Raw genomic sequence first — 21,211 nt, forward strand, 5'->3', positions numbered from 1 at the left:
CGGGGCGTGGTCCCCGGCCGGCAGATGCTCCCGGACGATGCGCGCCCGCCGGGCGGGTGAGCCGGTTCCGGGCAGGATCCACGGCAGGGAATGCTCTGCAGGGCTGGCACACATCCGCTACCACGGCTCCTTCTCAAATGACCACGACGCAGATCGAGCCTCACACGGCGGCTACCGGCCGGACACCCCTAAGAAAACCCCTAAGGGCTAGGCAAGAATTCTCCGGAGCACTGATGGTCGTCACTTCGGCTCTACGCTCGTATCGCCATGTTTCAGCCATCTGTACCGGGGAGTGGAAAATGACCGGGGTAGTACCAGGAGCGCCCATGCTGCCAACGGCGCGCAGTTCACCATTCGATCCACCGGAACCGTTGGGACAACTGCGGCAGCATTGTCCGATCGCACCCATGACGTTTCCTGACGGGCATGTCGGCTGGCTGGTCACCAGTCACTGGGCGGCACGGTCGATCCTTGCCGACGCCCGATTCAGCTCGCGGCAGGAACTGCTGCGGTCACCGATTCCGTTGCCGGTTCCGGAGCCACGCGTGCCGGCCGACCCGGGCAACTTCATCCGGTTGGACCCGCCCGAGCAGACCCGGTACCGCCGGCTGCTGACGAGCCAGTTCACCGCGCGCAGGCTCCGGCAGCTGGAGCCGCGGATCACGGAGATCGTGGACGTCCAGCTGGCCGCGATGGCCGGCGCGGGCACCCACGCCGACCTGCTGCGGGTGTTCGCGCTGCCCATCCCCTCGCAGGTGATCTGCGAGCTGCTCGGCGTGCCGTACGAGGCCCGGGAGCAGTTCCAGCGCGACGTGGCCACGCTGCTCAACATGACCTCGTCGGTGGAGGCCATCGTCGCGGCGCACCGCAGCGCCGACGGTTTCGTCGAGGAACTGGTGCTGGACAAGCGGGCGCGACCGGCCGACGATCTGCTGAGCAGCCTGGCGGCGCTGCCGGAACTGACGGTTCAGGAACTCAAGAGCATGGCGTTCCTGTTGTTCTCGGCGGGTTACGAGACCACCGCCAACATGCTGGCTCTGGGCACGTTCGCGCTGTTGACCGCGCCTGATCAGTTGGCCGCTCTCATGGCGGACGAAACGCTGGCCGACGCCGCCGTCGAGGAGCTGCTGCGCTATCTCACGATCATCCATATCGGACCGGTCCGGACCGCTTTAGAGGACGTCGACCTCGGCGGCGTGACCATCTGCGAAGGCGAGAGCGTCACGCTTTCGTTGAGCGCGGCGAATCGCGACCCGGCGAAATTCCCCGGACCCGACACGTTCGACATCGGACGCCATGCCGCCGGCCATCTCGCGTTCGGCCACGGGGCGCACCAGTGTCTGGGGGCACAGCTCGCGAGAATGGAGATGCGGATCGCGTACACCCGGCTTTTCGCGCGTTTTCCGCGGCTGCGCCTGGCGGTGCCGGCCGACGAGGTCGAGGTCGCCGCGGACATGACCATCTACGGCGTGCACCGGCTGCCCGTGCGGTGGGACTGAGCGCGGACCGGCCGGCGGGTGTTGACGCGTGTCCCGGCGTCGGGATGCGCGTCAGTCCGTCGGGGTTGGTGCTCAGGTCCCGGGCGAGGAGACCGCCGGCACGGTCCGTCCGGGGGCCGGGGCGGGCTGGCTCCAGCGCCGGGCGATCGGCCGCTCGACGGTGACGTAGAGGAGCCAGGCGAGCAGGATGCTCAGCCCGACGGCCAGCGCCACCAGACCGAGCGCGACCGGTGTGCTGAACTTCCGGTCACCGAGGAAGAACGGCCGTCCCCAGTACAGGACGATGGCGTGCGACATGAACAGCGCGTACGAGATGTTGCCGAGCCACAAGGACAGCCGGCTGCCGAAGAACCGGTTCGTGCCCCGGATCTCGGTGTTCGCCGCCGCGAGCACCAGCAACGCGGCCGGGACGACCTCGACGGCGACCACGCCGTACGGTATCGGCACGGGCAGCATGCCGAGGTAGGTCACGCCCAGGATCGCCAGCGCCCCCCACAGCGGCGGCCCGACCCACATCCGCTCCCGCACCGTCCGGGCCAGCACCATGCCCAGGACGAACTCGCCCAGGCGCGCGACCGGGAAGTTGTAGGAGAACCAGAACTCGTACGTCGGCACGCCGACCACCGGGATGGTGGGCTGTTCGGGCATCGTCAGGACCGCGAGGAAGGGCACCGCGATCGTCGCCAGGAGGGCTCCCAGCGCCCAGTACCACAGTTTCCCGCGCGGGATGCGTCGCACGCCGCGCAGCAGGAACGGGAAGAGGGCGTAGAAGAAGACCTCGCAGGACAGCGACCAGGTGACGATGTTGACGCTCGACGCCACCTCCAGCCTGGGCACCCAGGACTGCAGGAGCAGCAGGTTGAGCAGCGCGACCCAGGCCGGCGCACCACCGAGGAGGATCAGGCACGCGGCCCAGGTGACGACGTGGTTGGGGAAGATCCGGAAGAAGCGGCGGCGGTAGAACGCGCGCGGCGTGTCGTCGTCCCGGGTAGACCAGGTGAGCACGAAGCCGCTGAGGATGAAGAAGAACGTGAGCGCGACGAAGCCGATCTTGCTGACCAGGAAGGTCAGGATGCCGGCGGCCCGCTCGTCGGCGAAGACGGTGATCGGCGGCACGGCGATCGCGTGGAAGAGGATGACGGCCACCGCCCCGAAGAAGCGGAGACCGGTCAACGAGGGCAGCCGGTCGGGGAGCCGGACGGCTGAGGTCATGCGTACTCCTCGGAGGAACGGTGGCGTCGGCGGCGCCACGCTGACGGCCGTGACCGGGTGGCCCACCAGCCGTGGCGGGCGGGCGCACCCACGGGAGCGCCTCCGGCTCAGCCGGCCGGGACGGTCGCCTCCGAACTCACCCGGCTGATGCCCAGCCGCGGCTCGGTCACCAGGTAGAGGCCGCTGGCCGCGTCGTACAGGTCGTTGGCGTCGATGTACATCGGCGCCATGGTCAGGCGCTGGTTCGGCGCGGCCTCCTCGGCCCGCCGCCGGGCCTGCTCGGCGGCCCCGAGCAGCTCCTGCACCGGCTTGGCGCCCCCGGTCGCCGCCGCGTCGATGGTCTCCGTGATCGGCGCCGCCGCCTTCCCCGCCTGGTCGGCCGCCTCCCGCAGGTCGGTGAGGCCGGCGATGATCTCGCCGAAGGCCAGGTCGGCGCTCTGGGCACCGTCACCCTGCGCGGCCCGGCTCAGCGTGTCGGCCAGCGCGAAGTACCGGTCCTTGCCGGCGTGCTGCTGGTAGAAGCTGATGACCAGGGTGAAGAGACGGTGGTAGGCGTTGCGGTACAACGACTCGAAGAACGCCTGCGCCTCCGGCTCGTTCACCTCACCCCGGTCGAGCGAGAGGATCGACGCCGCCGCCAGCATGCCGCTGTACATCGCGAGGTGGACCCCGGTGGACAGCAGCGGGTCGAGGAAGCACGCCGAGTCGCCGACCAGGTAGTAGCCGTCACCGCAGAACTTGTCCGCGGCGTACGAGAAATCCTGTTCCACCCGCACGTCGGGGAGCTGGGTCGCCTGGGCGAGCACCCGCTTCATCGTGTCCGACTCGTCGATCATCGCCGCGAGCATCGCCTCCTGCGTGTCGAACTCCCGACGCCTTTCCACGAAATTCGTCTTGTGCGTCACGAACCCGACGCTGAAACGGTTGTTGCGCAGCGGGATGAGCCAGTACCAGCCGTCCGGGGAGGAGATGACGTTGATTCCCCCGTCCGGGCTTCCGGGCAGCAGTTCGGCATTCTCCCAGTATCCCCAGATGGCGACGTTGCGGAAGATCTCGTGCGGCCGCCGGTTGTGGTAGTGCTGGGCCGAGATGAGTCCGGCGCGGCCGGAGGCGTCGACGACGTAATCGGCCGTCTCGACCCGCAGCTCGCCGTCGGCCGCCTGCCACTCGACACCGACGGCTCGGTCACCGTCGAACAGGACGCGCTTGACGTGGGCCTGCTGCACGACCTCCGCACCGCTGTCGGCCGCGTTGTCCAGCAGCACCTTGTCGAAGATCTCGCGGTCGACCTGCCAGGAGCGGGTGTCCGACCCGAACTGCGCGGTCCAGTCGATGATCCAGTCCTGCTCCCGGCCCCACCGCATCAGCACGCCGGTCTTGGAGGTGAAACCACACGCGTTCACCTTGTCCAGTGCCCCGACGTAATCGATGATCGCGCGACAGGAGGTCGTGATGGACTCCCCGATGTGATAGCGCGGGAATTCCGCGCGTTCGAGCAGCTTGACCTCTGCGCCGCCCCTTGCGAGAAGCCCGGCGGCGGTCGAACCGCCGGGGCCACCACCGATGACAATCACCTTCGGCATCGCATCCGCCATTCTCTCGGGGATCTGCGGCCGGGACATCGATCCCGGTCATGCATCATTGACCCTATTCAGGCACAATTCGATGCCCAACCCCTACGTGCCCCAGACCCCGGTGCACTGCCGGTCGGCGGTCAGGCCGAATCCGCCATGGTGGGCATGCACGCCGCCGCAAGGTCCGCCCGGTTCGTCACCTTGAGCTTCCGGTACGCCTTGGTGAGGTGCTGCTCGACGGTGCTCACGGTGATGTAGAGCTTCTGCGCGATCTCCCGGTTGGTGTGCCCGGTGGCCGCAAGCGCGGTGACCCGGCGCTCGGCCCGGCTCAGCTTCACCAGCCCGCCGTTGGGCTGCTTCGTCACCATCGACTCGACGTGCTCGTCGGAGGACTGGTGCAACAGGCTCCGGCGCAGCGGCTCGGCCCGACACTCGGTCGCCAGCCGCAGCGCCTGCTGGAACGCCGCGTTCGCCCGCTGCCGCTCCCCCATCGCCTGGTGCACCTGGTGCAGGTCGGCCAGCGCGCTCGCCAGCTCGAAGCGGTCGCCGCAGGCGTGCAGCACCTCGACGGCCTCGCGCAGCAGCTGCAGGCGTCCGTGGGTGCCGCTACAGGCGGCCATGGCCCGCAGCGAGATGCCGGCCGTCCGGGTCAGCCCCTGCCGGGCGCCCCTCAACTGGGCACCGGCCAGCTTCTGTGCCCGCTCGCGGTCCCCCAGCTTGAGGTACAGCCGGGCGGCGGCGCCCCGCCAGGGAACGAAGGCCGGCACGTCCATCTCCCACTCCGCCGCCAGCTCCCCGCAGGTCAGCAGGTCGCTCATCGCGGCGTGCCAGCGCTCGCACGCGGAGAGGTAGAGCCCGCGCGCGTAGAGGTAGCGCAGGCCGAACCGGGTCTTGAACATCTCCTGCGGCACCGGGGCCTTGGCGTAGGCGCCGGCCGCGTCGAGGTCCCCCATCATCGTGGTCGCCTGGATGAACGTGGCCAGCGGCGCCCCCACCGCCACGCCCCAGCCGCGCGGGGCGATCCGGTCGAGGGCGGCGCGGGCGTACCGTGCGGCGTTGGGCAGGTCCCCCTGGTACAGCGCGATCTCCCCGCGGACGGCTTCGAGCCGGGCGCTCCACGTCGGTGCGTAGCGTTCCGCCGCCGCCGCGAGCAGCGGATCACACCAGGTGAGCGCCCGGTCCGCGTGATCGGAATAGAGCAGGGCCAGCAGCGCCGCCTCGGCCGGTTCCAGGGTGGCCTCGTCGACCTCGGTGCCGCAGCCGCGCAGGATGTCCTCGGCGCGGCGCACGACGTCCACGGCACCACGGGTCAGCACCTCCGACAGCAGCGCCGCGCCGAGCAGGTGCTCGTCGGCCACCTCCGCACCGTCGGGTGTCCCCGGTCGCCGCGGCACCTCGGGCACCATCCTGGACAGCGGCGGGTGCCAGGACCGCAGCCACCGCCGGATCATGCCGAGTTCGGCGTCGCGCCGATCGCCACCGGCCCCGCCGGCACGGCCCGTCGCATCGATGACCTCCATCGCCTCCCCGGTCATGCCGTGCCAGACCAGCGACCTCGCCACCGCGCTGACCTGCCGGTCGGAGAGCAGGCCGCGGCGGGACGGCTCGATCAGCAGGGACACGTGGCGGACGGCGGCGACCGGGTTGCGCCGCCACACGACCCCGGCCAACCGGGCGAGCACCGAGGCCCGCTCGTGGTCGTCCGGGCTGCTCTCGAACGCCAGGCCGAGACAGTCGCAGGCGAAGTCGAGATCGTCGGAGGCGATGGCGACCTCCGCGGCCTCACGCAGCAGGCGCTGGGTCCACCGTTGCCGTGTCCCGTCCGTCTCCAGCAGGTGCCGGGCCACCGTCGAGGCCGAGGCGCCCTGCACGTAGAGCAGCTCGGCCGCGCGTTCGTGCAGCCTGCGTCGCTCCTGGGGGCGCAGGTCCGCCAGGACGGCGGCCCCGCTGGCCGGGTTGCGGAAGTCCCCGCCGGTCACCAGCCCGGCCAGTTCCAGCCGGCGTAGCGCGGTCCGGGTCTGCTCCTGGCCGAGTTCGACCAGGTCGGCGAGCAGCCCGACGCCGGTGGGCCGCCCCAGGATCGCGATGCCGCGCGCGACGGCCAGGGAGTGCGGCGAGCTGCGGTGCAGACAGGCCACGACGGCCTGGCCGAACGCGATGTCGGGACGGCGCGGATCCGCCCCGCGCAGGTCGTCGAGCAGCGCGCGTACCAGCAGCGGATTGCCGCCGCTGAGCCGGTGGATGTCCGCTCCGGACAGCGGCAGGGCGGTCCGGTCCGGCTGCGCACGTACCAGGGCGGTGACCCCCTCGACCGACAACAGGGTGAGGTCGATGCGCCGCCAGTGGTCGTTGCGCAGCAGCTCGGCCTGGACCAGCGCGGTCGCCGCGTTCTCGTCGTCGGACTGGGTGAACACGAGCAGCGCCGAGGTCCGCCGCAACCGCGAGGCGAGGTCGAGCAGTTCGCGCAGGGATTCCCGGTCGGCGCACTGGACGTCATCGACCGTGATCACCACGGGGCGGTCGGTGGTCCAGGTCAGCAGTTCGGCGTAGAGGACGCGCAACGCCTGCGTGCCGGCGGCGTCCGCCGGGTTCGTCGACGGGACCGCGTCGACGAGCCGGTCCATCTGTGCCCGGAGCCGTCCGGGGGCGGTGCCCGCCCCGAACAGCTGCACCAGGACGTCGAACGGCACCTCGGCCCCGGACCGCTTCGCGGTGGCGCTGAGGAGGAGCGCGCCGGCCCGCAGCGCCCGTTCCGCGAACGCGTCCAGCACCTCCGTCTTTCCGCACCCGACCGGCCCACTGATCAGAGCCAGTTGGCCCACCCCGCTCCGGCATGCCGAGAGCATCTCGTCGAGGGCAAGGAGTTCGTTAGTTCGCTCTGTCAGCGCCATGGACATCCCGCTTCCCCGTATGTCGCTGCGGTCGCCGGTGCCCGGCGGCACCGGCGGCCGCGGCTGTCATTTGCCGCTTGTCGCGTCTGCCCCCGGCTTGTCCGCCGCGGCCGGCAGGGGGCCGGTGGGGGTCTTCGAGCCGCTGTTCGCCGGCTTCTTCGACGGGTTGGTGGAGACGCCCGCCGCGTCCGGGGCCGACTCGAACTCCGGCGGCACCGGATAGTCGGGCATGAGATAGCGGGGGCCCTGGCGCTTCACCTCGTCGGGGATCATCGCGCCGAGCCCGCCGTCCTCGTTGACGCCCTTCTCGATGATCGCCATGGAGTGGAAGAAGTGGATCCCCACCACGCTGCGATCGGTCGGCCTGCGCCGGTAGGTCGTGTCCGACACCAGCGCCTCGTAGTTCAGGCCGTCGACCATCTGCTTGAGATAGCCGACACCGGTGGCGGGATTCGAGAAATCGCTGCTCGATCCGCCGAATCCGGGCCAGTACGACGTCTCCATGTCCTCGATGACATAGAGGCCGTCCTCGGCGAGCCGCGGAAAGAGGTACTCGAACGACCTGATCTGGTCGGAACAGAAGTGGCTGCCGTCGTCGATGACGATGTCCAGCTCGCCGGTCTCCTCCAGCACCGTGGCCAGGAATTCGGGATCGGCCTGGTTGCCCCGGAACGTGCGGAGCCGCTGCGTCTCCAGGAAACGCTTGTCCTCGATATCGATCCCGAAGACCAGCGCCCTCGGAAAATAGCGCTTCCACATCTCCAGCGAGGCACCGCCACGGTCGGCCTCCTGAAAACCGCCGATGCCGATCTCGAGGATGCGTACCGGCCGGTCGCGGTAGGCGGCGAAGAACCGCTGGTACTGGCGGGCGTACCAGCGGGCGCCCCATTTGTCGGACCCGAAACGCAGGGCGAGACCGGCCAGGTCGGCGTTGTGCCGGCTCCGCTGGGCGAACAGCTCGCCCCACGGCAGGCCGGTGCCCCGGTCGCCGGCCGCGAGGATGTCCGCCACCTGCGCGGGGTCGGCGCAGGCGGCGGGCCCGAAGACCGCGCGCAGCATGCCCGCGAAGGCCGGGAGGTCCTGGTGGATGCGTACGTCGGCGTCGGCGGCGGCGGCCCGGGAAAGGTCCTGGCTCCAGGGCAGCGGCTCGACCGTCACCGTGTCCCGCTCGGCCCGGACGAGGTAGCCCACCACGTGGCGGGCGATCTCGAGGTCGTGTTGCACGACCAATTTCTCCCGGCCGTCGTATGGCAGGACGTCCAGCAGAACCTCCTGGTACAGCAACTCCAGGACGTAGTGATGCTGCAACCGGTTCGCGATTCGGAGAGTCGCTTCGTCGTCCACGCCCGCCGCGTTTGTCAAATCGCCGATCGCAGCCATTCTGCTATCCATCAAGACAACCACATCCTTGGTCGATCGTCACCACGGGGCATGCCGAGGTAATGACTATCACCGCTGGCCCGGCGGGGTAACCCCTAGATCCCAGCGACCATAGGGGCCATGGATTCCCAGTTCACACGGGGTGAGGACGAATCGCTCAACTCTCCGACGCACATTGGACGCACAGCATATTACATTGACGTCTATCATTCACAGTAGAACGTTGACCGCAGGCCATGGGTTACCACACCGGGCCGATCGGACGTCAGTACAGCCAGACCTGACATCCCCCTCCTTGATTGACGCTGATCAGTCGCTCAGACCAACTTACTCGCTGTCAGTGTGCCAGGCATCACCCAGAGCAACAAGATTTGGCGCGGGAAGGGCGGCGATGCCCCGGCATGCAGGGCAAACGCCCGAACCGGGTACTGCGTACCAGATTGTGGTACCCCTTGCCCGGCAGATCTAGGGGTTAACGACCGTCGCTACCGCCGCTAGCTTCGATCTGGCCTCGCGCGCCCGAGTAGCCGGGGCCAGCCGACCACGGAGGCACCATGCCAGACGCCAGGTTCCCGTTCCCGGAGTCCGGGGGCGCAGGCCCCGCACCGCAGTTCGACGAGATCCCCGATCGTCGTCCCTGCCCCGTAGCCCTCTACGGCGGCGCTCCGGCGCTGCTGCTCACCGCGTACGAAGACGTACGCCGGGTGGTCACGGATCCGCGTTTCGACCGGGTCGGCGCCGCCCGGGTCGGGCTCACCAACCGCTCCCCCGACTCGCTCGAGCACGACAGCGCCGACGCCCCCGACCCGGCCCGCCGACGCCGGACCATCACGACGGCGTTCACCGCCCGGCGCGCACAGACGCTGATCCCGCAGATCGAAGCCATCGTCGCCGAACTGATCGACGACCTTCGCGCCGGCGGCGACCGGGCCGAGTTCCACGACGCCTTCGCCCAGCCCCTGGCGGTCCGGGTGATCTGCCTGCTGCTCGGCATCCCCTACACGAACTACGAGACGTTCGGCCCGCTCGTGGAGATCGTCATGTCCGCCACGGCGTACCCGCCCGAGCAGGTCCGCCAGGCACACGGTCAACTCTTCGCCGACTTCGCCGAACTCTACGACCGACGCGCCGCCCAGCAGGATCCGCCGCAGGACGTCCTCACCGACCTCATCGCGGCGACCCGCTCCGGCGAGCCGATGAGCCGGGAGGACGCCATCCACGCCGGGTACGGCCTACTGATGGCCGGGTACGAGACCACCAGCCACCAGCTCGCCATCTGCCTCTACCTGCTGCTGTCCGAGCGGGACCGCTGGGAGCGGCTGCGCGCCGAGCCGGAGCTCGTCCCGACCGCCGTGGAGGAACTGCTGCGCTACACCTCGCTGCTCTCCACCGGTGGTGCGCCGCACATCGCCGGCGCCCCGGCGACGCTGGGCGACGCGCCGGTCGAGCCGGGCCAGGTCGTGGTGCCGGTGTTCGCGGCGGCGAACCGGGATCCCCGGGCGTTCGACCGGCCCGACGAGATCCTCCTGGACCGCAGCCCCAACCCCCACCTGGCGTTCGGGCACGGCCGGCACGTCTGCCTCGGCGCGTCCCTGGCCCGCATCGAGTTGACCACCGCGATCTCGGCCCTGCTGCGGGAACTGCCCACGCTGCGGCTGACCGGGACGCAACTCGGGTGGCGCGAGGGGAGGTTCATCCGGGGCCTCACCGCCCTGCCGGTGCGGTGGTGATCCCGGCGCGCGGTCACAGGGGGATGTTGCCGTGGCTGCCCCGGCCCGCCGTGGCGGTGGCCAACGCCTCGGCGATCCGCCGACGGCTCGCGGCCGGGTCGATCACCTCGTCGATCATCCCCAGCCCCAGTCCGCGCCGGGTGCCACCGGAGATGCGGCGGTGCTCGGTGACCAGTTCCCGGCGTAGGCGGTCCCGGTCGGCCTCCGGCGCGGCGGCCAGGGCACGGCGGTGCAGGATGCCCACCGCAGCCTCCGGCCCCATCACGTCGACCTCGGCGTCCGGCCAGGTCAGCACGGTGGTGGCACCGAGCGACCGGGAGTTCATCGCGATGTAGGCACCGCCGTACGACTTGCGCACCACCAGGGTCACCCGGGGCACCACCGCTTCGCCGAAGGCGTACAGCAACTTGGCGCCGCGGCGGATCACCCCGCCCCACTCCTGGTTCAGGCCCGGCAGGTAGCCCGGCACGTCGACCAGCACCAGCAGCGGGGTGCCGAACGCGTCGCAGGTACGGACGAACCGGGCCGCCTTCTCCGCGCTGAGCGAGTCGAGACAGCCGCCGCGGTGCAGCGGGTTGTTGGCCACCACGCCGATCGCCCGACCGGCGAGCCGGCCGAAGCCCACCACGATGTTGCGGGCCCAACGCGGTTGCAGCTCCAGGAAGGCGGGTTCCCCGTCAGCCGGCCCGTCGAGCAGGCGCGCGATCAGCGGGTGGACGTCGTAGGCGCGTCGTGCCGACGCCGGCAGGACGTCGACCAGGCCCTCGTCGTCCGTGACCGAGGACAGGTCGAACCAGCCGGGGCGGCTGAACACCCCGACGAGGTGCCGGGTGGCGGCGTACGCCTCGGTCTCCGAGCCGGCGCTCACGTGCACGACGCCGGACTTGCGCCCGTGGGCCTCGACGCCACCCAGCCCCTCCATGTCGATCTGCTCACCGGTGACCGAGCGGACCACGTCGGGGCCGGTCACGAACATCCGGCCGCCGTCGGCCATCACCACCACGTCGGTGAGCGCCGGTCCGTACGCGGCGGCACCGGCGGCCGGCCCCAGGACGACCGAGATCTGCGGAACCCGCCCGGAGGCCCGGATGATCGCGGCGAAGATCCGCCCGACGCCGTCCATCGACTGGATGCCCTCGGTCAGCCGGGCTCCGCCGGAGTGCCAGAGCCCGATCACGGGGAGCCGGTCCCGTACCGCGAGGTCGATGGCGGTCACGATCTGCCTGCTCTCCTCGGCGCCGAGGGAGCCGCCGGCCCGGGTCGCGTCGGTGCAGAAGAGCACCACCGGGCTGCCGCCGATCCGGGCGTGCCCGGCCTTGACCGCGTCGTGCGGACCGAAGAGCCGCAGCGAACCCGGGTCGGCCAGTCGCGCCAGCCGGGTCAGCGGCGCACGGGGATCGCCCGTGCCCGGATCCACCGCGTCACCCAGCTCGGCCGTCGTCATCTGCGGAGCCTCATCTCTGCGGGGCGGCGGCCGCGGCGGCGGCCGGGGCGGGGGCGGCGGCCGGGGCGGCGGCCGGGGCGGGGGCGGCGGCCGGGGCGGGGGCGGCGGCCGGGGCGGCGGTCCGGAACCGGTTGATCGCGTTCTCGTGGCGGACCCGCGTCTCCGGGTCCGAGACGCCGCTTCCCTCGTCGGCGAGACAGAGCACGCCGACCTTGCCGTGGTGCTGGTTGCCGTGCACCTCGTCGACCGCCTGCCCCACCCGGTCGAGGGGGTAGACCGCCGACAGCGTCGGATGGATCCGGCCCCGGGTCACCAGACGGTTCGCCAGCCAGGCCTCCCGGTAGTTGGCGAAGTGGGAGCCGACGATGCGCTTGAGGTGCATCCACAGGTACCGGTTGTCGAACTCGTGCCGGAAACCGGAGGTGGAGGCGCAGGTCACGATGACGCCGCCACGGCGCGCGACGTAGACGGACGCGCCGAACGTCTCCCGCCCGGGATGCTCGAACACGATGTCCGGGTCGTCGCCGCCGGTCAGCTCGCGGATCCGCTCGCCGAGCCGCCGCCACTCGCGCGGATCCGGGGTCTGGTCGTCGGCCCAGAACCGGTACTGCTCGACGCTGCGGTCGATCACCGCGGCGGCCCCCATCGCCCGGCAGATCTCGGCCTTCTGCGCGTTCGAGACGACACAGATGGGGGTTCCGCCGCCGTTGAGGACGTACTGGGTGGCGTACGAACCCAGACCGCCGGCCGCGCCCCAGATCAGCACGTTGTCGCCCTGCCGCATGACCGCGCCGTGCGGGGAGACCAGCTGCCGGTAGGCGGTGGAGTTCACCAGCCCGGGCGCGGCGGCCTCCTCCCAGGTCAGGTGCGCCGCCTTGGGCATCAGCTGGTTGGCCTTGACCAGGGCGAGTTCGCCGAGACCGCCGAAGTTGGTCTCGTATCCCCAGATGCGTTGCTGCGGGTCGAGCATCGTGTCGTCGTGGCCCTCCGGCTCCTCCAGCTCGACCGAGAGGCAGTGCGCGACCACCCGGTCGCCGGGATGCCACAGCCGCACCCCGGGTCCGGTCCGCAGCACGACTCCGGAGAGATCGGAGCCGACCACGTGGTACGGCAGGTCGTGCCGGGCCGCGAGGCCACCGGTGCGGGCGTACCGCTTGAGGAACCGGAACGTCGGCACCGGGGCGGACAGCGCGCTCCACACGGTGTTGTAGTTGATCGAGCTGGCCATGACGGCGACCAGGGCCTCGCCCGGTCCGGGCTCGGGGGTCGCCACCTCGCGCAGGTGCAGCGCCTTGCCGGGCTGCCGGTCCGCCACCGCCATCGCGGCGTACCTCTCCTGCTCCTCTTCCAGGAGCACGGCCGCCCGGTAGCCCGGCGGCACGGGCAGCGCCTCGACGGCGGCGCGGTCGGTGCCCGCCGACTCCAGGGTCTCCACGAAGGCACGGTTCATCGCGCTGCCTCCCTGCTCGGGCGCTGGACATGGAAGCCGGCCCCGGTCTTGCGGCCGAGCCGGCCCTCGGCGACGAGGCGGGTGAGCATCGCCCGGGGCCGGGTCGCCGGGTCGCCGAACTGCTGGTGCAGGCGGCGCAGGATGGCGACGGAGACGTCGAGGCCGATGGTGTCGAGCAGGGCGAAAGGACCCATCGGAAAGCCGTGGGCCTCCTCCATCTCCCGGTCGAGTTCCGCTACGCCCGCCCGGCCGCGCTCCACCATGCCGACGGCATCGTTCAGATAGGGGAACAGCAGGTAGTTGACGATGAAGCCGGACCTGTCCGGGCAGGATACCGGCACCTTGCCCAGGTGACGGGCGAGGGCGCGGGCCACCGCGGTGGTGCGTGCGGCGGTGTGCGGGGTGTGGCCGACCTCGACGAGCCGCATGGCCGACGCCGGATTGAAGAAGTGCATCCCCACCACGTCGGCCGGGCGGCCGGTCGCCGCGGCGCAGTCGGCCACCGACAGGCTGGAGGTGGTGGTCGCGAGGACGGCGCCGGGCCGGCAGACCCGGTCGAGGGCGGCGAAGACCGCACGCTTGGCGTCCTCCTCCTCCACCACCGCCTCGACGACGAGGTCGCAGTCGGCCAGGTCGTCGAGCAGGACGCCGGTCCGGAGCCGGCCGGCGGCCGCGGCGGCCGCCGCAGGGGTCACCCGGCCCCGGGTGACGGCCCTGTCGAGCGCCGCCGAGACGCGATGCCGGGCCGCCACCGCCCGCTCCTCGTGGCGGGCCACGAGGGTGGTGCGAAGACCGTGGACCACGAGGGCCTGCGCGATTCCGGCGGCCATCGTCCCCGACCCGACGATGCCGACCGAGGACGGCGCACCGGCGGCCACCGGTTCCGGCGCGGCGGGTCCGGTCCGGTGGCGGGGATCCCGGTGGAGCCGTTCCGGCCACGCCCGGGTGGTCAGCAATGGTGCCGGGGGTACGGCTGCCTCCGCCATCAGCTCCAGTACCCGGTCGAGACCGATCTCGTCCACCAGGGTCAGCGGGCCGGTGGTCAGGCCACAACCGAGGCGCATCGCGGTGTCGATGTCCGGACCGGTGACATAATCCTGTCCACACAGGATGGCGGCCCGGTTGAGATATCGCAGTAGCAACACGTGCCCGGCAGCGATCCCATGCTCCTGTACCGTCATCGCCACCCCTTGATCGCGTTGTTCCGCGCGGCCGAACTGCCGGATCAATGCGGACTCTAAGAGGCGGCGGCGGGCGCCGGTAACCCCTACAAGCGCGGTCTGATTCGTTACGACCTAGGGGTGGAACATGAATAGGACCCCTGGCCGAGCGGTGGATTCATCGCGCTTTCCCGGCGGATTCTTCCGCATCAGGAAAGACGTGCGGAATTGCCGACCGGAAACAGAGGGTGGGGATTTCACGGCGCGCGACGGCCGTCAGGCGAGACAGGACACCGGACAGTGCGGTAGCATGTGGACGAAGCACAAAAGTCCTGTCCTTTAAATCCTACCATGGGGTGGCGCTGTTGTCAACAGTTCCCTCGGAGGCGTTCGCCGCTTCCGTCAACGACACGCTAGAGGACGAGCGCCGCTACGTGGCGATGCTCTACCGCCACGTCGACAAGCTGCGTGACGTCGCCACACAGCGGCTGGCCCGGACCAAGCTCGACAACGCGAGCAACCCGTCCGCCCGCGCCGAACGTGACGCCTCCGCCACCATGTACCGGGAGCGGATCCGGCAGCTGGAGGGCATCGACGAACGGCTGTGCTTCGGCCGGCTGGACATGGACGACGGCGAGCGCCGCTACGTCGGCCGCATCGGGCTGGTCGACGAGGACGACCAGTCGTCGCTGCTGATGGACTGGCGGGCCCCCGCCGCCCGCCCGTACTACCTGGCCAACGCGATCACCCGGGAGGGCGTGCGCCGACGCCGGCAACTGCGGATGAAGGGCCGCACGGTCACCGGCCTCGACGACGAGATCCTCGACGTCGAGAGCGCCCCGCCGGACAGCACCACCTCGCTGACCAACGAGGCCGCGCTGATGGCCGCGCTCACCGCCCACCGCACCGGCCGGATGCAGGACATCGTCGCCACCATCCAGGCCGAACAGGACGAGATCATCCGGGCCGACATCAACGGCGTGCTGGTCGTGCAGGGCGGCCCCGGAACCGGCAAGACGGCCGTCGCGCTGCACCGGGTGGCGTACCTGCTCTATGCACACCGGGAACGGCTGGAGAAGCGCGGGGCGCTGATCCTCGGCCCCAACGCGACGTTCCTGCGCTACATCAGCCAGGTCCTGCCGTCGCTGGGCGAGACCGGCGCGTTGCTCTGCATGGTCGGCGACCTCTACCCGGGCGTGGTCGCCACCGGCAGCGAGCCGGACGAGGTCGCCGAGATCAAGGGTCGCATCTCGATGGTGCAGGTCATGGCGAACGCCGTCTACGACCGCCAGGAGACCCCCCCGGTCAAGGAGGTGCTCTTCGAGGGCGACCGGCTCCGGCTCACCCACAAGCTCACCGCGAACGCGAAACGGCTGGCCCGCGACACGCTGCGCCCGCACAACGAGGCCCGGCCGTACTTCGTCCGCGAGATCATCGAGGCGCTGACCAACCAGGTCGCCTCGCTCATCGGCCGCCACCTGCTGGTCGACGAGGACATCAAACAGATCCGGTTCGACCTGAGCAGGTCACCGGAGGTGCACCGGGCCCTGCACGAGCTGTGGCCGATCCTCACGCCGGAGCAGCTCCTGGCCGACCTCTACGCCTCGCCGGAGCGGATCGAGGCGGCCACCCCGGATCTCGCTCCGGCCGAGCGGGAGCTGCTGCGGCGTGACCCGTCGGCGCCGTGGACGCCGGGCGACGTACCGCTGCTCGACGAGGCCGCGGAGCTGCTCGGCTGGGACGACCGTGCCGAGCGGGCGCGGGAGGCCGCGCAGTGGCGGGCCGACCTGGAGTACGCCCAGGGTGTGCTGCAGATCCTCAACTACGAGGAGGACGAGATCGACGAGGAGGTCCTCCAGGCCACCGCCCTGATCGACGCGTCGACGCTCGCCGACCGGCACGACGACGACGGCTACCTGTCGGTCTCCGAGCGGGCCGCCACCGACCGCACCTGGGCGTTCGGGCACATCGTGGTGGACGAGGCGCAGGAACTGTCCCCGATGGTGTGGCGGCTGCTCATGCGCCGCAGCCCGAGCCGCTCGATGACCGTGGTCGGCGACGTCGCGCAGACCAGCGACCCCAGCGGGACCACCACGTGGGGCGACGTCTTCGCGCCGTACGTCGCGGACCGGTGGCGGCTGACCGAGCTGACCGTCAACTACCGGACGCCGGCCGAGGTCATGGCCGTCGCCGCCGATGTGCTGGCCGCGATCAGCCCCGAGCTCAAGCCGCCCCGCTCGGCCCGTACCTCCGGCATCACCCCGTGGCACGGGCAGGTCGAGAGCTACGCGCGGGCCGTGCCCGAGGCGGTCCGCGCGGAGTACGCGGCGGTCGGCGGCGGGCAGGTTGCCGTGATCACGCCGACCGAGCTGGTCCACCCGCTCGGTGACGCCATCCGGGACGCGACGACGGCAGAGGTGGTCGTCGGCGACGGCGTCTCGCTCGGCGCGGGCGTCGTGGTGCTCGACGTCCGGCAGGCCAAGGGACTCGAGTTCGACTCGGTGCTGGTGGTCGACCCCACCGGCATCGTCAGCGAGTCCCGACGCGGCCTGAGCGATCTCTACGTCGCCCTGACCCGCACCACCAAGCGGCTCGGCGTGCTGCACCGCGGCGACCTGCCGGCCGTGCTGCGGCAGCTGGGCGAACGCGACACCACGGACCTCACCGTCGAGGCAGCGCACGACCGAGCGGACGAAGGAGCGCGATGAGCACCATGCCGGAATCACCCACGGCACCGGGACAGCAGCCCGCCCCGGCCAGGAGCGTCACGATGACCGTCAACGGGCTGCTGCTCGGGATGTTCGTCGCGGTCCTGGCACCGACCGTGGTCACGGTGGCGTTGCCGAGCATCGTGACCCAGCTCGGCGGCTCGCAGTCGGCGTACACCTGGATCGTCACGGCAGAGCTGCTCGCCATGACCGTCTCGGTCCCGCTATGGGGCAAGTTCGCCGACCTCTACCACAAGAAGTGGCTGTTGCAGGCCTCCCTCGGCCTCTTCCTGGTCGGGTCGCTCGTCGCGGGGGCCGCCGGGTCGATCGGGGTGCTCATCGTGAGCCGGGTCGCGCAGGGCATCGGGGCCGGCGGGCTCACCGCGATGGTGCCGGTCGTGATGGCGGTGATCGTCCCGCCCCGCGAACGCGGCAAGTACATGGGACTGTTCGGTGCCGTCTTCGCCGTCGGGACGATCGTCGGCCCGCCGCTGGGCGGGGCGCTGGCCGAGGTGCCCGGCCCCGGCTGGCGGCTGTGCTTCTTCTTCGGCGCGCCCTTCGCGCTGCTGTCCATGATCGTCCTGCAGCGGACCTTCCACCTGCCCGCGAGGCGTCGGGAGGTGCACGTCGACTACCTGGGCGCGGCGCTCATCGTCGTCGCCGCCAGCGCCCTGCTCATCTGGTGTTCGCTCGCCGGCGACGTGTTCGCCTGGCGCTCGGGGTGGACCGTCGTGCTGGTGACCGTCGGCGTGGTGGCCCTGGGGCTGACCGTCTGGGTCGAGGCGCGCAGCCCCGAGCCCATCCTGCCGCTGAGCCTGTTCCGCAACCGGACGATCGTCCTCACCACCCTCGCCAGCCTGCTCGTCGGGGTCGTGCTGTTCGGCGGGTCCGTCTTCGTCCCGCCGTACCTGCAACTGGCGCAGGGCCTGTCGCCCGGCCAGACGGGCCTGTTGAGCCTTCCGCTGGCGTTGGGCGTCGTGGTCGCGTCCACGGTGGCGGGACGCCTCATCACCGCCACCGGCCGGTGGAAGGCGGTCCTGGTGACCGGTGGCGGGCTGACCGGCGTCGGCGCGGTCATGCTCGCCATGGTCGACGAGAACTCCGGCCTCGGGTGGTTCGCGGCGGCCATCACCCTGCTCGGGCTCGGCGTCGGAAGCCTGATGCAGAACCTGGTCCTGGTCGCGCAGAGCTCGGTGGACATGAGGCAGCTCGGGGTGGCGACGTCGACGCTGTCGTTCTTCCGGAGCCTGGGCGGTTCGGTCGGGGTCACCGTCCTCGGCGCCGTGTTCGCCCACCGGGTCCGGTCGGTGATCGAGTCCCGGCCGCCGCAGGGCGTCGGCACCGGTGACGGGGACGTCGGCGGAACCCTTCCGGACCTGGGCTCCCTGCCGGAGCCGGTCCGCGCCGTCATCGCCGAGGCGTACGCGGTCGCGACCGGCGACATCTTCGCCCTCACCGTGCCGGTCGCCGTGCTCATCGTGCTGACGGTGGCGCTGCTCAAGAACCGTCCGCTGGCGTCGCACTTCGGCATGCCACCGGGACCGCAGCGGGCGGGCGGGCACGGACCCGGCGGGCACGGGCCGGTCCCCGGGGGGCCACAGCCCGCCCGGACCGGCGAGCAGAGCCGGCCGTCGGCGGGCTGACGCACGGTGCACGGTGACGGCCGGTCCCTCCCGGGCCGGCCGTCACCGTGCGGGCGCCGTCACCAGTCGACGTGCGCGGAGTACTCGTCGTACTTCTGGGCGTGGGTGAGGTGGGCCAGGTCCGCCTCGACCATCATCGTCATCAGCTCCTCGAACTTCAGCCTCGGCTGCCAGCCGAGCTCCTCCCGGGCCCGGGTGGGGTCGGCGCAGAGCGTCTCGACCTCCGCCGGGCGGACGAACTCCTCGTCGACCACCACGTACCGCGACCAGTCCAGGCCGACCGCGCCGAAGGCGATCCGGACCGCGTCGCGCACCGAGTGCACGACGCCGGTGCCGACCACGTAGTCGCGCGGCTCGTCCTGCTGGAGCATCAGGTGCATGGCGCTCACGTAGTCACCGGCGAAGCCCCAGTCCCGCCGGGCGTCGAGGTTGCCGAGCTTCAGTTCGCCGGCCAGGCCGAGCTTGATCTTGGCAACCGTGTGCGAGATCTTCCGGGTGACGAACTCCAGGCCCCGGCGCGGCGACTCGTGGTTGAACAGGATGCCCGAGACGGCGTACATCCCGAACGACTCCCGGTAGTTACGGGTGATGAAGTGCCCGTACGCCTTGGCGACGCCGTACGGGCTGCGCGGGTGGAAGACGGTGCTCTCGGACTGGGGGGTCTCGGCGACCTCGCCGAACATCTCCGACGACGACGCCTGGTAGAAGCGGACCTGCCGGGACGGCGTGCCCGACGAGCCGACGCCCGAGACCACCCGCAGCGCCTCCAGCATGCGCAGCACACCGAGGCCGGTGACCTCACCGGTCAGCTCCGCCTGCTGCCAGGAGAGCGGGACGTACGAGATCGCGCCCAGGTTGTAGACCTCGTCGGGCTGGACCCGGTCGATGGCGGCGATCAGGCTGCTCTGGTCGAGCAGGTCACCCTCGACGAAACGCAGGTCGTGCACCAGGCGGCTGACCCGTGACCGGCGCGGATTCGCCTGGCCCCGGACCAGGCCCCAGACCTCGTACCCCTGCTCCAGCAGATGCTCGGCCAGGTACGACCCGTCCTGGCCGGTGATGCCGGTGATCAATGCTCGGCGCGACACGGTTCCTCCTGCGGGGTCAGCTCGGTGGGGTTCGGTCTGCGGGTGCGGCGTCGGCCGCCGTGCCGAGCAGGCCCAGCCGGCGCTGGATGAGGTCCGCCGCGGCCACGCTGCCGCCCGCGGCGCGCAGCTCGCCCGCCCAGTGCTCGGCACGTCGCCGGTACGCCGGATCCGTCACCAGCTCGGTGATCTTGTGAACGATGTCGTCGATGTCCGGCGTGTCGACGTTGCGCACCACGAGCCCGGCGCCGCTGTCGGCCGCGCGGGCCGCGAAGTCGTTGCAGTCCATCCAGAACGGCATGACCAGCAACGGCTTGCCGTGCACCAGCCCCTCGTGGAACGCGTTGCCGCCGCCGTGGTTGAAGAACACCCGCACGTGCGGATGGGCCAGGACGGCCAGCTGGGACGGCAGCCACGCCTCGACCCGCAGGTTCGGCGGCAGGTCGGCGGGCAGCATCCGCTGCCGGGTCTCGTCGAGTTTCCACAGCACGTGGTGCCGGGGACCGAGCCGGCGGGCCGCCTCGACCAGCGCGGCCACCTGACCCGCCGAGGGGCGCATGAAGGTCCCGAACCCGATGTAGACGATCGACGGGTGGGCGTCCAGCCAGGCGTCCAGCGACGGATCCGCGGTGACCTGCCCGGTCTCGCCGGGCAGCACCGCGCCCACCATGTGCAGGTTCGGCGACGCGGCCGGGAACGGGTACTCCAGCCCGAACACCGAGCAGCCGAGCACGTCGGCGGCGGCGCGGGCGTAGTGCGACGGGAGGCCCGCCGCGTTCGGCAGTCCCTCGGCCCGGCGGCGTCGCAGCGCGGCCAGCGAGGGGCGCAGCCGCCGGGGACTGGCCAGGACCGCCCGGGTGCCCAGCCGGAAGAGCACGTTCTCGGCCCGCTGCCGGGGCGACATCCGGGCCGGCAGACCCGATCCCGGCGTCGGGTAGCTCCACGGCAGGGTGTCCACGTAGAAGCTGCTGACCGGCACGGCGATCGTCAGGACGTACGGGACGTTCCGCTTCATCGCGGCGTCGACCGCCCAGCCGGTGCACGAGTCGGCCACGATCAGGTCGGGCCGGACCTCGTCGATGGCGGCCAGCGTCCTGCGGTACAGCTCCTCGGTGTACCCGTGGTCGACGTTCGTGTCCATGAACGCCGCGAAGTCGCGTACCCGCCGGCCGGTGGTCATCGCCCGCAGGGTCTCCTGGTCCCAGTTGGCCGGCCAGAGGTGGGGGCGGTAGCGGCCGAGCGAGACGAACCGCACGGTCCCGCCGCCCGCCGCGCCGACCCGGCGGATCTCCGACGCCCGTTCGTCGGTGCAGGCGAACCAGAGGTCCACGTCGCGCCGCACCAGCTCCTGGGCGATCGCCAGCAGCGGATTGATCAGTCCCGCGCTGGGCAGGCTGGTGAAGAGCAGCCGGCCCCGGGTACCGTCGTCGCCCAC

At 71.2% G+C, this 21,211-nt stretch carries 12 protein-coding genes and 1 pseudogene; 4 read left to right on the plus strand and 9 right to left on the minus strand.

Annotated features, from left to right (window positions below; all coding sequences use genetic code 11):
- The first annotated feature begins 407 nt into the window (after positions 1 to 407).
- Positions 408 to 1,499 (plus strand): cytochrome P450, encoded by a 1,092-nt coding sequence (locus tag GA0070623_RS07415; protein WP_231932705.1) that lies wholly within the window; start codon positions 408 to 410, stop codon positions 1,497 to 1,499.
- A gap of 72 nt (positions 1,500 to 1,571) precedes the next feature.
- Here GA0070623_RS07415 and GA0070623_RS07420 read toward each other — a convergent pair whose 3' ends face one another.
- The 4 genes from GA0070623_RS07420 to GA0070623_RS07435 form a co-directional block, all read right to left on the minus strand.
- On the minus strand, positions 1,572 to 2,711 hold the full coding sequence (locus GA0070623_RS07420; RefSeq protein WP_067313008.1) for an acyltransferase family protein: 1,140 nt from the start codon (positions 2,709 to 2,711) through the stop codon (positions 1,572 to 1,574).
- Positions 2,712 to 2,818: 107 nt separating this feature from the next.
- Entirely contained in the window at positions 2,819 to 4,294 is a 1,476-nt protein-coding gene (locus GA0070623_RS07425; protein ID WP_197700060.1) for an NAD(P)/FAD-dependent oxidoreductase, read from the minus strand.
- Between the two features lie 131 nt (positions 4,295 to 4,425).
- Entirely contained in the window at positions 4,426 to 7,176 is a 2,751-nt protein-coding gene (locus GA0070623_RS07430) for a helix-turn-helix transcriptional regulator (RefSeq protein WP_172898377.1), read from the minus strand.
- Positions 7,177 to 7,242: 66 nt separating this feature from the next.
- Complete coding sequence (locus GA0070623_RS07435) at positions 7,243 to 8,556, minus strand: methyltransferase domain-containing protein (protein WP_157517607.1); 1,314 nt, start codon at positions 8,554 to 8,556, stop codon at positions 7,243 to 7,245.
- 554 nt (positions 8,557 to 9,110) lie between these two features.
- Here GA0070623_RS07435 and GA0070623_RS07440 point away from each other — a divergent pair.
- Positions 9,111 to 10,286, plus strand: coding sequence for a cytochrome P450 (locus GA0070623_RS07440; RefSeq protein WP_067313001.1), 1,176 nt, complete (start codon positions 9,111 to 9,113; stop codon positions 10,284 to 10,286).
- A 13-nt stretch (positions 10,287 to 10,299) separates the two neighbouring features.
- On the opposite strand, the gene GA0070623_RS07445 is transcribed toward GA0070623_RS07440, so the two are convergent.
- From GA0070623_RS07445 to GA0070623_RS07455, 3 genes and pseudogenes are all read right to left on the minus strand, one after another.
- Positions 10,300 to 11,730, minus strand: coding sequence for an acyl-CoA carboxylase subunit beta (locus GA0070623_RS07445; protein WP_067312999.1), 1,431 nt, complete (start codon positions 11,728 to 11,730; stop codon positions 10,300 to 10,302).
- A gap of 121 nt (positions 11,731 to 11,851) precedes the next feature.
- Positions 11,852 to 13,180 (minus strand): annotated as a pseudogene (ccrA, locus tag GA0070623_RS07450) (crotonyl-CoA carboxylase/reductase); the annotation flags it as partial.
- The gene (locus tag GA0070623_RS07455; protein ID WP_089003958.1) at positions 13,177 to 14,361 is read right to left on the minus strand and encodes a 3-hydroxyacyl-CoA dehydrogenase family protein; all 1,185 of its coding nucleotides are present in this window, start codon (positions 14,359 to 14,361) and stop codon (positions 13,177 to 13,179) included. The gene GA0070623_RS07455 and the pseudogene ccrA, both read right to left, overlap by 4 nt.
- Positions 14,362 to 14,696: 335 nt before the next feature.
- On the opposite strand from GA0070623_RS07455, the gene GA0070623_RS07460 reads away from it, so the two are divergent.
- Both GA0070623_RS07460 and GA0070623_RS07465 read left to right on the plus strand, forming a co-directional pair.
- Positions 14,697 to 17,048, plus strand: coding sequence for a HelD family protein (locus GA0070623_RS07460; RefSeq protein ID WP_197700061.1), 2,352 nt, complete (start codon positions 14,697 to 14,699; stop codon positions 17,046 to 17,048).
- A gap of 62 nt (positions 17,049 to 17,110) precedes the next feature.
- A complete protein-coding gene (locus GA0070623_RS07465) occupies positions 17,111 to 18,691 on the plus strand; it encodes an MFS transporter (protein ID WP_231932706.1) in 1,581 nt (526 codons plus the stop codon).
- 59 nt (positions 18,692 to 18,750) lie between these two features.
- Here GA0070623_RS07465 and GA0070623_RS07470 read toward each other — a convergent pair whose 3' ends face one another.
- Together GA0070623_RS07470 and GA0070623_RS07475 are read right to left on the minus strand one after the other, a co-directional pair.
- Positions 18,751 to 19,779 carry a GDP-mannose 4,6-dehydratase gene (locus tag GA0070623_RS07470; protein WP_067310567.1) on the minus strand — a complete coding sequence of 343 codons (1,029 nt, stop codon included), beginning with the start codon at positions 19,777 to 19,779 and terminating at the stop codon, positions 18,751 to 18,753.
- A gap of 16 nt (positions 19,780 to 19,795) precedes the next feature.
- Positions 19,796 to 21,211, minus strand: coding sequence for a glycosyltransferase (locus GA0070623_RS07475; protein ID WP_067310564.1), 1,416 nt, complete (start codon positions 21,209 to 21,211; stop codon positions 19,796 to 19,798).

Source organism: Micromonospora rifamycinica, assembly GCF_900090265.1.
GTDB classification, from domain to species: domain Bacteria; phylum Actinomycetota; class Actinomycetes; order Mycobacteriales; family Micromonosporaceae; genus Micromonospora; species Micromonospora rifamycinica.